This is a genomic window from Mesorhizobium sp. YM1C-6-2 (genome assembly GCF_003666685.1).
Taxonomy (GTDB): Bacteria; Pseudomonadota; Alphaproteobacteria; order Rhizobiales; family Rhizobiaceae; genus Mesorhizobium_K.
This window is the reverse complement of sequence record NZ_RCIZ01000002.1, coordinates 392951-405765: the sequence shown is the minus strand read 5'-3', so window position 1 is coordinate 405765 and position 12815 is coordinate 392951. Positions and strand designations below refer to the sequence as shown.

Here is a 12815-nt window from a genome sequence, read left to right as displayed (position 1 = left end):
TCAGTTCCCCGCCGGCTGCGGTGTCACTGCGACGCCTGCCTGCACCTTCTGGATTCCGGAGACGATGACCATCTCGCCCTGGGCGAGCCCGGCCGTCACCGCCCAGTCGGTGCCGACGCGCTGGCCAAGCGTCACGCGGCGAATTTCCGCGCGGTTGCCTTCGCCAAGCCCGAAGACATAGGCACCCTCCTGATCCTGCAGGATGGCTGATGCCGGCACCACCGGAAGCTGGACGCTTTCGCCGGACTGCACGGTGACCGACACGAACTGGCCCGGTACGAGCTTCAGCTGCGGATTGGCGAATTCGGCATAGACGGCGATCGTGCCGGTCGACGGGTCCAGCGTGTTGTCGATGAAGGCGATCTTGCCCGGCTGGTCGTAGTCGCTGCCGTCGGACAGCCTGAGCCTCGGCTGAAAGTGAGCCGCATCGGCGGCGATGCCGGCATTGTCCGGCTGCAGCGACTTGACCACGCCGAGATATTCGCGGTCGGAGATCGAGAAGACGACGCGGATCGGATCGGTCTGCACGACGGTCGCCAGCGCGCCGCTGGACGGAGACACGAGGTTGCCTTCCGTGATGTTCGCCCTGCCGATGCGGCCGGCGATCGGCGATTTCACGTCGGTGTAGGAGAGATTGAGCTGGGCGGTCCGCAGTTGCGACTGCATCAGCAGGATCTGGGCCTTCGCCTGATCGACCTGGGCTGCCGCGTTGTCCCGGTTGGCCTGCGCCTGATCGACGGTCGACTGGGAAACGGCGGCAGTCCTCAGCAGCTCCTGCTGCCGAACCAGGTTGATGTCCTGCAGCTTGAGATTGGCTTCCGCCCCCGCCTCGGCCGCTTTCGCCGATTCGAGCTGAGCCTGCGCCCCTTCGACCGCCGCCTGGTAGGTATCCTTCTCTATCACGAAGGCGATGCTGTCGGCCTTCACGAAGGTGCCTTCCGTGAAGTTCACCTCGTCGAGGAAGCCTTCGACGCGCGCCATGAGCGCCACCTGCTGCGCCGCGACCACCGAGCCGACGAACTCGGTCTTCGTGGTGACCTCCGAAAGCTTGACGGCCGCGGTCTCGACCATTGGCGGCGCTGCGGCCGGCTGCTCCTGGGCGAACGCGCCGGAACCGGCAAGCAGGCAGGAACCCGCGATCGCTAGAGCTAGCCCTGAACGACGACGTGGCACAATCCTGCACTCCCCTCACAACGGGTTCAATTCCGGTAGATCGTACTTTCTTAGAGAATCTCTGCGCATTCGGCCAGCCTCAAGCTTCCGCCAGGTACGATACAGCCGTAGATTGTCGTGTCGATCGGCGTGCGGCGGAGGAGACCGTCCGCCGCAATGCATCCATAATCGCGGCATACGTCGCAATTGCAGTGAATCTTACGAGGAAACCTCATGAACAGAAGAATGATGGCGCTGGGGCTCGCGGCGATGATGGCCCTGCCGGCCGTGGCGGCCGCCGCTGAACCGATACAACCACGCATCGTGGTGACCGGCGAGGGCGAGGCGACGGTGGCGCCCGACATGGCGATCCTGTCACTCAGCGTGATGCGCGAGGCAAAGACCGCACGCGAGGCGCTCGACGCCAACAACGCCGCGATGGCGGAGGTCATCGAGGCGGTCAAGCAGTTCGGCATCGCCGACCGCGACGTGCAGACGGCCGGCCTGCAGATCATGCCGCGCTACAACTACACCAACAAGCCGGACGGCACCCAGGACGCGGAACTCGTCGCCTACCAGGTGGTCAACACGCTTACGGTGCGGGTGCGCGACCTCGTCAAGACCGGCGAGATCATCGACAAGGCCGTGTCGCTGGGCGTCAACCAGGGCGGCAACATCGTCTTCACCAACGACGATCCGTCGGCCACCATCACCGAGGCGCGCAAGAATGCCGTCGCCGAGGCGACCACCAGAGCGAAGACCCTGGCCGAGGCCGCCGGTGTCCAGCTCGGCCGCGTGCTCGAGATCATGGACCAGTCGTTCGGCGCCCAGCCGATGCAGATCCAGGCAAAATCCTTCGACCGCGCCATGATGGGGGCCTCGGTGCCGATCGAGGCCGGCGAGACCAGCTATCGCGTGCAGGTCAACATGACCTTCGAGCTGAAATAGCCGCAACCGGCAGCCTGAAAAAGCCCCGGAAGGAGACCTCCGGGGCTTTTTTTCGAGCGCGCCTGTCGGTGACGGCGGCTCTCGCTACTCTAAGGCCGGCGATCTACCAGCGGACGATCGGGCAGTTGGCCGAACGGCCGAAGGTCATGCGCACGCGCTCGCCCCACTTGTGGCCGGCGACCGTGATGGTGCGGCGGTCGACATCGATCACGCGGGCGCGACGGACGCCGTAGCGCTCGGCCTTGTTCGCGGCGCGTTGCGGCGTGCAGGCGCGGAAGTGACGGCGGTCAGGGCGATAGTGGTGACGGCCGTAGTCGCCGACCTGGACCCCGAAGCCGGAGCCGCCATAGCCGCTTCCGTAATTGAGGTAGAGGCCTTCGGCCTGGGCCGCGGCCGGCACGGCGGCGATGGCGCCGAGGCCGATCAGGGCGGAAAAGGCGGCGGTCCTGAGCTTGGTCAACATGTTCTTCTCCTTCTGTCATCTCGCCGAGGCGATTGACCGGAGATTGCGCGACCCCGACTGAACGGCACGGGAATCGTCCGTTCATTCAAGGTTCATGTTGCAAGCCATCGATGCCGGGGGATTTCGGGGGCCGAGCTCAAGGCTCGCCGTCGAGCATGTGCTCGAAATAGTCTTCGGGGTCCTGCATGTCCGCCTCGGACGCGGTGACGCGGCCGCGCACCGAGGCTCCCGCCTTGTGCACGCTGTTCCTGTCGCCTGAGATCAGCGGGTGCCAGGGGTAGAGGTCGCGTCCCTCCGCCACCAGGCGATAGGCGCAGGTGCTCGGCAGCCACGCGATGGTGCGGACGTTTTCGGGCGTCAGCTTGACGCAATCGGAGACCTGCGACTGTCGGTTCGCGTAGTCGTTGCAGCGGCAGGTCTTCGAGTTGAAAAGCCGGCAGCCGACGCTGGTAAAGTAGATTTCTCCCGTGTCCTCGTCTTCTAGCTTGGACAGGCAACACTTTCCGCAGCCGTCGCAGAGTGATTCCCACTCGGCGGCGTCCATCTCCTCCAGCGTCTTCGTCTTCCAGAAGGGCTCGCTCATCGCGCGCATGTGATGCTTCGCCGAGAGAAGGTCAAGCACGGCTTCTGCCCCTTCCCGAACACGATATTGCCACGAAGCCGTCCGGGTGTCGCCCGATAGCGCTGTCAAAGCGGCTCCGGCGGAACCAAAACTGACACAGCAGGGTTTCGGCGAGGTTAGGGACACCCACATCCTTAGGAGATTCAATCGATGAAACGCCAACCACGGATTCTGGCAGGCACGGCGCTCGGCCTGCTCATGGCATCCGCGCCGTTGGGCGCGTTCCCGCTGTCGGCCCAGCCGCTCGCCGCACGCGCCACCGAAGCACCGCTGATCCTTGCCCAGGCCGAATGCGAGGGCGAGGCCTGCCCGCCCGAACAGGCTCCCGCCGCTGAAGAGCAGAAGACCCGCCAGGAACGTCGCAAGGAGCGCCGGCAACAGCAGCAGGAACAACAGCAGGCTCCTGCTGCCGAAGAGCAGCAGCCTCGCCAGGAACGCCGCAAGGAAAGGCGGCAGCAGGAGGAACAGCAGGCCCCCGCTGCGGAAGAGCGGCAGGCTCCCGCCGCCGAAGAGCAGCAACCCCGCCAGGAACGCCGCAAGGAGAGGCGGCAGCAGCAGGAACAGCAGGCCCCTGCCGCGGAAGAACAGCAGGCTCCCGCTGCCGAAGAGCAGCAGCCCCGTCAGGAACGCCGCAACGAGCGCCGGCAGCAGCAGGAGGAACAGCAGGCCCCGGCTGCGGAAGAGCAGCAGGCTCCCGCTGCCGAAGAGCAGCAGCCCCGTCAGGAACGCCGCAAGGAGCGCCGGCAGCAGCAGGAAGAACAGCAAGCCCCTGCTGCGGAGACTCCGGCCGAGGAGGTGCCTGCACAGGAGCGGCAGGGCGAGCAGCCTCAGGGCGAACAGCCTTCAACCGAACAGCCGTCAGCCGAGCAACCCGGCCTAACAGGCGAACAGCCCTCCGAACAGGGCGGACGACCGGCCCGGCGCGGCGAGCGGCAGGGTGAACAGCCTGACGGGCAGCCCGCGCAGCAGGGCGAGCAATCCGGCGAGGCTCCGGCCGATCCGAATGCCGCCCCGATCCTCGACAGCCAGAAGGAAACGGCACCGGCAGCCGAGCCCGGCCAGCAACCGGCCCTGGAAGGCGAGCAGCCTGCCCAGACCGGCGAGCGGCAGCGCAGGCAACGGGACAGACAGCAAGGCGAGCAGCAGGGCGAGCAGGCAGCTCAGCCGCAGCCGCCTGCCGACCAGGGTCCTCCGCCCGAAAGCGATGCGGCAGCGCAGGCGACGATGCGGCCTGAGCAGATCCAGCCTCTGACCTCGGAGGAAGGCCGCCGCATCGAGGTCGGCGCCTCGCGCGAAGAGCGCCAGCGGTTCCGCGAGGAGCGCCGCGAACGCCACCAGGACACGCGGGTCGTCGAGGAATTCAACGACAACCGCACGATCATCCAGATCAACAACCACACCTATATCGACAGCCCCGACTACACCCGCATCATCCGGGATCGCGACGACGTCTATTACGACGAGTTGCCGCGCGGCCGGATCCGCGAGGTCGTCACCCGGCCGAACGGGGTGCGCATCGTCACCATCCGCAACCGCTATGGCGATGTCATCCGCCGTTCGCGCATCGAGCCCGACAACCGCGAGGTGATCCTCGTCTATGTCGAGGACGATTACGAGGACAGGGGCGTGTGGCGTGACCCCGGCCTCGACCTGCCGCCGATGCGTCTCACCATTCCACGCGAGGAATATATCCTCGACGCGGAATATGTGGACGAGCCGGACGACTACTACGAGTTCCTCGAGCAGCCGCCGGTGGAACGGGTCGAGCGCACCTATTCGCTGACCGAGGTGAAGCGTTCCGCCCGCATCCGCGACAAGGTGCGCCGCATCGACATGGACACGCTGACCTTCGAGTTCGGCTCCGCTTCCATCGCGGAGAGCGAGATACCCAAGCTCGAGGGCGTGGCGAACGCGATGCAGAAGCTCCTGGAGAAGAACCCGGCCGAGACCTTCCTTCTGGAAGGCCATACCGATGCGGTCGGTTCGGACAACGCCAACCTGGCGCTGTCGGACAAGCGCGCCGAGGCGGTCGCCGAAGCGCTCACCAACGTGTTCGACATCCCGCCGGAGAACCTCGCCACGCAAGGCTATGGCGAGCAGTACCTGAAGGTGAACACCCAGGCGCGCGAGCGCGAGAACCGGCGCGTCGCCATCCGCCGCGTCACGCCGCTGGTGGCGCCTGTCGCCAGCGCCAACTGACGGCGAAACCCTCCCGCGATTCGATGGGAAACTATTGAATCGCGGGAGTTCCGCACCAGATTCGGCAACAAGGCATCCCTGCCCCATCCCGCGAGAGATTGCGGGATCGAAACCCGGCCGGTCCCCCTCCCCGGCCGGGTTTCTCCCTTGAAACGCTTTCGTGAACGGTCCCGCAGGCTCTTGCAAACCGCCCCCGCCTGCCCGAAAAAGCAGCCGAAACATCACCGGATTCCCTCATGAAGCGCATCGAACTCGCCATCGAATCGATCATCCTCGCCTCGCGCTGGCTGCTGGTCGTCTTCTATCTCGGGCTTGCGGCGGCGCTCGCCATCTATGCGCTCTCCTTCGGCAAGAAGCTCTTCGAGTTCGTGGCCGCCGTCATGATCATGAACGACACCGAAACGATCCTGAAGATACTCGGGCTGATCGACGCCGCGCTGGTCGCGAGCCTCGTCGTCATGGTCATCATCTCGGACTACGAGAACTTCGTCAGCCGCTTCGACGGCGAGACCGGCGAGGTGCATTGGCTGGGCACGATCGATGTCGGCTCACTGAAGGTGAAGGTCGCCTCGACCATCGTCGCCATCTCGTCGATCCACCTGCTGCAGGTCTTCCTGAACAGCGCGACCTACACCAGCAGCCAGCTGATGTGGCTGACCATCATGCACATGGCCTTCGTGGCCTCCGCCCTGCTGCTGGCCTATATCGACCGGCTGACCGGGCTGAAGACCGGCAAGAAGATCGATCAGGCGCCAGACGTCTGATCAGGCGCCTGAACGGCAAGCACTGGAATTTGGTAAGAAAGTAAGATATCTTACCGATATGCGCACCAAACCCGTCGTCTCCAAGGTGACGTCGAAAAGCCAGACCGTCATCCCCGCCGTCATCCGCGAGAAACTTGGCATCGGCCCGGGTGACAGTTTGCGTTATGTGGAAACGGCCGACGGCATCATGATCGAGAAGGCGCGGACGATGGAGGACGATCCGTTCGCCACCTTCACGGAATGGGCAACTGAAGCCGACGACAGGGCCTATGCCAACCTCTGAGCCGGCCATCCGGCAATGGGACGTCGTCGTCCTTCCGTTCCCCTATGCCGACCGACTTGCCGAGAAGCGCAGACCGGCGGTGGTCGTCTCGAAGGCGGACCTCGCCCATGATCACGGCATCGTCTGGGTCGCGATGATCACCAGCACCATGAACGCAGGATGGTCGTGCGACATCCCCCTGGCCGACGGTCCGGAAACCGGCCTCACCGCGCCATCGGTGATACGCCCATGGAAGCTGGCCACCGTAGATGTCGGCCGCATCGTTCGAATAGCCGGCCGCATCCGACGCGACGAAGCCGCGAAGCTTTCGGAAGCGCTGGCCAGCGTAATCTGACGGCTCCCTAGCCGAACGTCCTCGCCACCTTGGTTTCACTGCGCGCGAACACTTCGTCCGGCACGAAGAAGTCGCCGGCGAGCGGTCCTTTGGCGTTCGGTGCGTAGACGGAAAAGTCCGTGACCCCTTCCTCGCGCAGCACTTCCTCGTCGATGAAGAAATTGCCTGATGTCTCGCGCGACGGCCGGTTGAAGATCGCATAGGCCGCGTCCGCGAGAATGTCGGCCGAGCGGCTGATCGACGCCATGCCGTCGCCGCCGAGCAGGTTGCGCACCGCCGCCGTGTCGATCGCGGTGAGCGGCCACAGCGAATTGACCGCGATGCCGTCCCCGGCGAACTCGGCGCTCATGCCGAGCGTGCACATCGACATGCCGAACTTCGCCATCGTGTAGGCGACGTGCCCCTTGAACCATTTCGCCTTCATGTCGAGCGGCGGCGCGAGGTTGAGGATATGCGGGTTGGCGGCTTGTCTCAGATGCGGGATGCAGAGTTTCGACACGAGAAAGGTGCCGCGCGTGTTGATATGGTGCATCAGGTCGTAGCGCTTCATCTCGGTGTCCAGCGTGCCGGTCAGGCTGATGGCGCTGGCGTTGTTGACGCAGATGTCGATGCCGCCGAATTTCTCCACCGTCTTCGCCACGGCGTCCGCAACCTGCGCCTCGTCTCTGATGTCGCAGAGCGCCGGCAGCGCCTTGCCGCCCGCCTTCTCGATCTCCTCGGCCGCCGTATAGATCGTGCCCGGCAGCTTCGGATGCGGATCCGCCGTCTTCGCCGCGATGGTGACGTTGGCGCCGTCGCGGGCGGCCCTCAACGCGATCGCCAGCCCGATGCCGCGCGAACCGCCGGTGATGAACAGCGTCTTGTCTTTCAGCGACATGGCGTCCTCCTAGATCCCAGCGATCCTCGCCGCTCGCAGGCGCGCTGGCAAGCTGTCGCGGCGGCAGCCGCCGACCAACAGATATTTCGGCCGCCCCCCCGCGCGCGAACCGAACAACTCCGCTATCTGTTGCCGGCGATACCTTCCAACAGCCCGATTCTCCGAGGCTTCCGCATGACAACCCTGGCCGTCGCGGTTTTCGTGCTCACCTATGTGGGCATGGCGTTGGGCCGTGTGCCCGGCCTCGCCATCGACCGGACGGGCGTCGCGCTGCTCGGGCTGATCGTGCTCCTGGCCTCCGGCGACCTCACGCTCGACCAGGCCGGCGACGCCGTCGACATGCCGACGATCACGCTGCTTTTCGCGCTGATGATCCTGTCGGCGCAGTTCGAGCATTCCGGCTTTTACGGTTGGGTCGCAAGCCGCATCATCCGCGCCACCCACAATCCAAAGACGTTGCTTGCCGTGCTGATTGCGGTGACCGGCGCGCTGGCGGCGGTGTTCACCAACGACGTCGTCGTCTTCGCGCTGACGCCCTTGGTGGCGGCCGGCCTGATGTCGCAGAAACTCGACCCCCGGCCTTATCTGATCGGACTTGCCGGCGCCGCCAATGCCGGATCGGCGGCCACGCTGATCGGCAATCCCCAGAACATCCTGATCGGCCAGGCCGGCGGGCTCGATTTCTGGACCTATTTCGTGCTGGCCCTGCCGCCGACGCTCATCTGCCTCGCGATCACCTTCGTCGCCATCCTGGCGACATGGCGGCTCGCACCGGCCGAGCGGGCGGCGACGGACCCAGTCAGGGAGACTGAGATCGACCGCTTCCAGATGGCGAAGGGGCTGGCCGCCGTCGTCCTCCTCATAGGCCTTTTCCTGACGCCGCTGCCGCGCGAGCTTTCCGCGCTCGCCGTCGCCGGTTTGCTCCTGATGTCGCGGCGGCTGTCGTCGCGCGCCATGATCGGCGCCGTCGACTGGCAGCTCCTGCTGCTCTTCGCATGCCTGTTCGGCGTCACCGCGGCTTTCGCCAACACCGGCCTGGCGCAGGAGGGGCTGGCCTTCCTCGCCTCGCATGGACTCATGCCCGACCGACTTTCGGTGCTGGCGCCGCTGACGCTTGCCGCCTCCAACACGATCGGCAACGTGCCGGCCGTCATCCTGATCATCCAGCTCATGCCCGACCTGTCGGACGGCGTGCTGGCGGCGCTTGCGCTGCTCTCCACCTTCGCCGGAAACCTCCTGCTCACCGGCTCGCTCTGCAACATCATCGTGGCCGAGCGCGCCGCCCAGGCGGGGGCGCCGCTGAGCTTCGCTGATTTCGCCCGGTCGGGCGTCCCGATGACGCTCGCCAGCATGGCCGCGGCCGCCGCATGGCTGTGGGCGACCGGCCTGGTGAGCTTCTGACCGGGTTTGCGCGGCCAATCGGCGTTTACATCCCGCGAATCTGTTTGTTTATTGGTCTGCACCGAACAAGGGAGCGCCGCGCGTGCAGAAACCTGTCGAGAAGGTGTGGGACCTGACGATCGCGCCCGACACGGTGCGCCTCATCATCGAAAAGGCCCGCATGGTCAGCGCCGCCGTCAACGAGGACTATGAGGACGGCGCCGAGCACGAGGTCGAACTCGACGGCGACGCCCGCGACAATCACCACCATGACGGGCTTGCCGAGGAAGAGACCGAAGACCTGACCGGACAGGAACTGCGCCAGATCATCCGCCAGCTCAACGTCGACGAGGCAAGCGAACTGATCGCGCTCACCTGGATCGGGCGCGGCGACTACGAGCCGACCGAGTTCACCGAGGCGGTCGCCGAGGCGAGACAGCGCAACTACCGCCCGGCGCGCTATCTGCTCGGCATGCCGATGCTAGGCGACTGGCTGGAGGAAGGGCTGGAGGCAATCGGCGTGTCCGCGGCGCAATGAATGGTGAACGGCGAAGCCGCATCGTCGATGCAACCCGGGCGCGGCGATCTGCGTTTGATGGCCATGGGCAAGCTATCGATCCCGCGACTGGCTTTGGCCATGATGATCTCCGGGATCTTCCTGTTCCCCCCAACGGATTCTTTGGCAGCGCCAGCCTGGCTGGAGAGGCTGTTCTCCGCGCCGCGTCACAAGGCGCATAAGTCCCGCAAGCCTCGCCCGGCGGCAAAATCCCGACCGGCGGCGAAAATCGTTACTCCCCTGATGGCGCCGGTGCCTGCGCCAAAGCCCGGCGAGGAGATGACGGCGCGCGACGAGGAACCGCCGCAGGCGGTCGAGGGCGCTCAAGCCCCAAAGGACGATACGAAAACAGCCGAACCGGCGACGGAGCCCGCGGGTCCCATGCAGGGCCCGCCAATGCCTCAGCCCAAGCCGGCGGTGCCCGCAGACAGCGTTCCGGGCGACCCCAGCACGACGCTGCCGGAAACCGTCGACCCGGTGCCTGTTCCGGAGCCGAATCCACGCGCGGCGAAGGAAGACAAGCAGCCTCCGCAAAAGCCGGCCGGCCCGGTCCAGGGGCCACCGATGCCGCCTGCTTCCGAAGCATCCCGACAGGACGAGACACCGCCGGAAACCGCTCCCATTCCTGAACCGAACCCGCGGACGGCGGCTGAAAAGCCTGATGATGCCGCACCGGGCGAGGAGACGGAACCCGAGAGCGACCAGCCGAAACCGATGCTCCCCGATGCGCGCTCGGCCGTCGGTCCCGATCCTTCCGGCCAGATGCCGGCAAAGGAGATCGCCTGCCGGCAAAGGCTGACCGAACTCGGCGTGAAGTTCGACAACCTGCCGGCGGAATCCGATCCGGTCGGCTGCTCCATCCCCTACCCGATCGTGATAAAGTCGCTCGGCAAGGGGATCGGCATAGAGCCCGACGCGGCGATGAACTGCGCGATGGCCGAAGCCGCCGCCCGCTTTGCGAAGGATGTGATCTCGCCGGCTGCCCAGGACGTGTTCGGCAAGCCGCTGAAGGCGATCTCGCACGCCTCCGCCTATGTCTGCCGGCCGCGCGCCGGCACCCAGAAGCTCTCCGAACACGCCTTCGGCAACGCGCTCGACATTTCCTCCTTCACGCTCTCGGACGGTACGACCGTGGCGGTCGAGCCATCCCCGCCGGAAAAGAACGGGCGTTTCGTCTCCACCGTGCGCCGCGCCGCCTGCGGCCCGTTCAAGACGGTGCTCGGCCCCGGCGATCCCGACCATTCCGAGCATCTGCATTTCGACCTGGCGCCGCGGCGGAACGGCGGCACTGTCTGCGAATAGCCGCCGCAATTTGGCCGCACCCGTAAATCGGGCCGCTGAGCTTTCCTTTACACTTTGAGCCTAATCTCAGGCTTTCCAGAGCAAGATGCCGGCCGCCTCGGGCGTTTGGTGCTCTTTGTTGCGAGTTCGGAGCCCTGCCCGATGGGAGACCATCGACGCCATCGTTTTCCCGGCCGGCCAAACAGGCTGGCGCGCCTACGCGCGGGAGCGATGCTGGCGGTCCTCGCCGCGTCGGCCGCCGCCTGCACCACCGGCAGCGTGCTGTCGCTTCAGCCGGCCGTCGATGTCGGTCCTCCCACCGCGTCGATCTCCCGTGTGGAAACGGCCGCAGCGGCGTCGCAGATGGAGGTTGCGGCTGCGCCAGCCCAGACTCTGGACGCACAAGCCGAAACCCTCGCGACACCCAACGGCGTGTTGGCGCCGCCCGCCGAGACCATGACGCCCCCGGTGCAGGTCGCGCAGGCCTCGCCTCGTCAGGGCGTCGGGCTGCAGACACTGGTGCCGTCCGATCCCTATATGGCCGGTTATCCGCGTCCCGACCCGCCATCCGCTCCCCAATACAACCCGATGCCTTCAGACGAGGTCGATTGCCGGGCGCAGCTCAAGCGGCTGAAAGTGCAGTTCGTCGACCTGGCGCCCATCCGTGACGGCCAGTGCGGCATCGACCATCCGGTCAAGATTTCGGCCATCGGCAGCGTCCAGATGAAGCCCGCGGCGACCCTCACCTGCGCCATGGCGCTGACCTTCGCGCAGTGGACCAAGAACGAACTCGTGCCTTCCGCCCGCCGGCGCTACCTCACCGGGGTCAAGACGATCCACCAGGGTTCGAGCTATTCCTGCCGCAAGATCGCCCGCAGCCGCACCCTGTCCGAGCACGGCAAGGGCAATGCACTGGACATCATGCGCATCGAGCTGAACAGCGGCAGGGACATCGACGTGAAGAAGCCCGGCTTCTTCTCGTTCCGCCAGCGCGGCTTCCTGAACAATGTGCGCGCCGACGGCTGCCAGTATTTCAACACGGTGCTCGGCCCCGGCTACAATTACGACCACCGCAACCACTTCCACTTCGACATCAAGGAGCGCCGCGCCAACCGCGTCGCCTGCCACTGAGGCGGCAGCCGGTCGGCAACGAGTTCCGCTTGGCAGCCGACTGGCTGCTGGCCTAGACTGCGGGCCATGACCGCAGCGCCCGCAGAGCCGGAGAAGCACCACCCCAAACGCTCGCGGCGCGCCGCCACGGCCAGCCTCGTCATCCTGTTCGTCTATCTCGCCATCGCCTATATCGCCGCGCCCGAATTCTGGTGGTTCCGCGAGGGCGGACTGAACCGGCTCGCCATGCGCACCACGACGACCGACGGCATTCCGGGCGATCCCATCAATGTCGGCCTTGTCGGCGCCAAGGAAGACCTCCTGCAGGCCTTCACCGCCGCTGGCTGGCGGCCTGCCGACGCGATCACGCTAAAGACCAGCGTCGAGATCGGCCTCAGCGTGGCCTTGCGCCTGCCCGATCCCGACGCCCCGGTCAGCACGCTGGTCTATGACGGACGGCGGCAGGACCTCGCCTTCGAGAAACCCGTGGGCGGCAGCGCCGACCAGCGCAACCACGTCCGCTTCTGGCACAGCGATCCGCTGACGCCGGGCGGCGACGGCCCGCTGTGGCTGGGTTCGGCGAGTTTCGACCGCGGCGTCGGCTTCAGCCACGACACCGGCCAGATAACCCACCACATCGGGCCCGACCTCGACGCCGAGCGCGATTTCGTCATCTCCAACCTGACCGAAGCCGGCTGGATCCGCTCGACCTACGAGGTAAAGGGCTCCGGAGCCACCAAGGACGGACGAAACGGCGGCGGCGACCGCTATTTCACTGACGGCAAAGTGATGGTCGGCGTGCTCGGAAAGGCCGATTGAGTGCCGGAACCGGCCAGCCCGGCCATT

At 66.0% G+C, this 12815-nt stretch carries 14 protein-coding genes; 10 read left to right on the top strand and 4 right to left on the bottom strand.

The features are described from left to right. A complete protein-coding gene (locus D8676_RS06845) occupies positions 1-1071 on the bottom strand; it encodes an efflux RND transporter periplasmic adaptor subunit (RefSeq protein ID WP_210210706.1) in 1071 nt (356 codons plus the stop codon). Positions 1072-1386: 315 nt separating this feature from the next. Here D8676_RS06845 and D8676_RS06840 point away from each other — a divergent pair, with 315 nt between their 5' ends. Next, positions 1387-2100 carry an SIMPL domain-containing protein gene (locus D8676_RS06840; protein ID WP_121580093.1) on the top strand — a complete coding sequence of 238 codons (714 nt, stop codon included), beginning with the start codon at positions 1387-1389 and terminating at the stop codon, positions 2098-2100. Positions 2101-2203: 103 nt separating this feature from the next. Here the strand turns inward: D8676_RS06840 and D8676_RS06835 are convergent, their stop codons facing one another. Continuing rightward, positions 2204-2563, bottom strand: coding sequence for a hypothetical protein (locus D8676_RS06835; RefSeq protein WP_121580092.1), 360 nt, complete (start codon positions 2561-2563; stop codon positions 2204-2206). 136 nt (positions 2564-2699) lie between these two features. Next, entirely contained in the window at positions 2700-3146 is a 447-nt protein-coding gene (locus D8676_RS06830) for a YcgN family cysteine cluster protein (RefSeq protein WP_121580453.1), read from the bottom strand. 834 nt (positions 3147-3980) lie between these two features. On the opposite strand from D8676_RS06830, the gene D8676_RS06825 reads away from it, so the two are divergent. The 4 genes from D8676_RS06825 to D8676_RS06810 all read left to right on the top strand — a co-directional run bounded on the left by D8676_RS06825 (position 3981) and on the right by D8676_RS06810 (position 6765). Further along, on the top strand, positions 3981-5384 hold the full coding sequence (locus tag D8676_RS06825; protein ID WP_348629002.1) for an OmpA family protein: 1404 nt from the start codon (positions 3981-3983) through the stop codon (positions 5382-5384). A 236-nt stretch (positions 5385-5620) separates the two neighbouring features. Beyond that, a complete protein-coding gene (locus D8676_RS06820) occupies positions 5621-6148 on the top strand; it encodes a TIGR00645 family protein (protein ID WP_121580090.1) in 528 nt (175 codons plus the stop codon). Positions 6149-6206: 58 nt separating this feature from the next. Then, the gene (locus D8676_RS06815) at positions 6207-6431 is read left to right on the top strand and encodes an AbrB/MazE/SpoVT family DNA-binding domain-containing protein (RefSeq protein ID WP_121580089.1); all 225 of its coding nucleotides are present in this window, start codon (positions 6207-6209) and stop codon (positions 6429-6431) included. Next, positions 6418-6765 carry a type II toxin-antitoxin system PemK/MazF family toxin gene (locus D8676_RS06810; RefSeq protein WP_121580088.1) on the top strand — a complete coding sequence of 116 codons (348 nt, stop codon included), beginning with the start codon at positions 6418-6420 and terminating at the stop codon, positions 6763-6765. The genes D8676_RS06815 and D8676_RS06810 overlap by 14 nt, the downstream gene beginning before the upstream one ends. Positions 6766-6772: 7 nt before the next feature. Here D8676_RS06810 and D8676_RS06805 read toward each other — a convergent pair whose 3' ends face one another. Beyond that, complete coding sequence (locus D8676_RS06805; protein WP_121580087.1) at positions 6773-7642, bottom strand: NAD(P)-dependent oxidoreductase; 870 nt, start codon at positions 7640-7642, stop codon at positions 6773-6775. Positions 7643-7816: 174 nt separating this feature from the next. On the opposite strand from D8676_RS06805, the gene D8676_RS06800 reads away from it, so the two are divergent. From D8676_RS06800 to D8676_RS06780, 5 genes are all read left to right on the top strand, one after another. Next, positions 7817-9043, top strand: coding sequence for an SLC13 family permease (locus D8676_RS06800; RefSeq protein ID WP_121580086.1), 1227 nt, complete (start codon positions 7817-7819; stop codon positions 9041-9043). 82 nt (positions 9044-9125) lie between these two features. Beyond that, the gene (locus D8676_RS06795) at positions 9126-9560 is read left to right on the top strand and encodes a DUF3775 domain-containing protein (RefSeq protein ID WP_121580085.1); all 435 of its coding nucleotides are present in this window, start codon (positions 9126-9128) and stop codon (positions 9558-9560) included. 414 nt (positions 9561-9974) lie between these two features. Next, complete coding sequence (locus tag D8676_RS06790) at positions 9975-10880, top strand: extensin family protein (protein WP_245426640.1); 906 nt, start codon at positions 9975-9977, stop codon at positions 10878-10880. 342 nt (positions 10881-11222) lie between these two features. After that, entirely contained in the window at positions 11223-11990 is a 768-nt protein-coding gene (locus tag D8676_RS06785) for an extensin family protein (protein WP_245426680.1), read from the top strand. Between the two features lie 66 nt (positions 11991-12056). Further along, positions 12057-12788 (top strand): LssY C-terminal domain-containing protein, encoded by a 732-nt coding sequence (locus D8676_RS06780; protein WP_121580083.1) that lies wholly within the window; start codon positions 12057-12059, stop codon positions 12786-12788. Positions 12789-12815 lie beyond the last annotated feature (27 nt).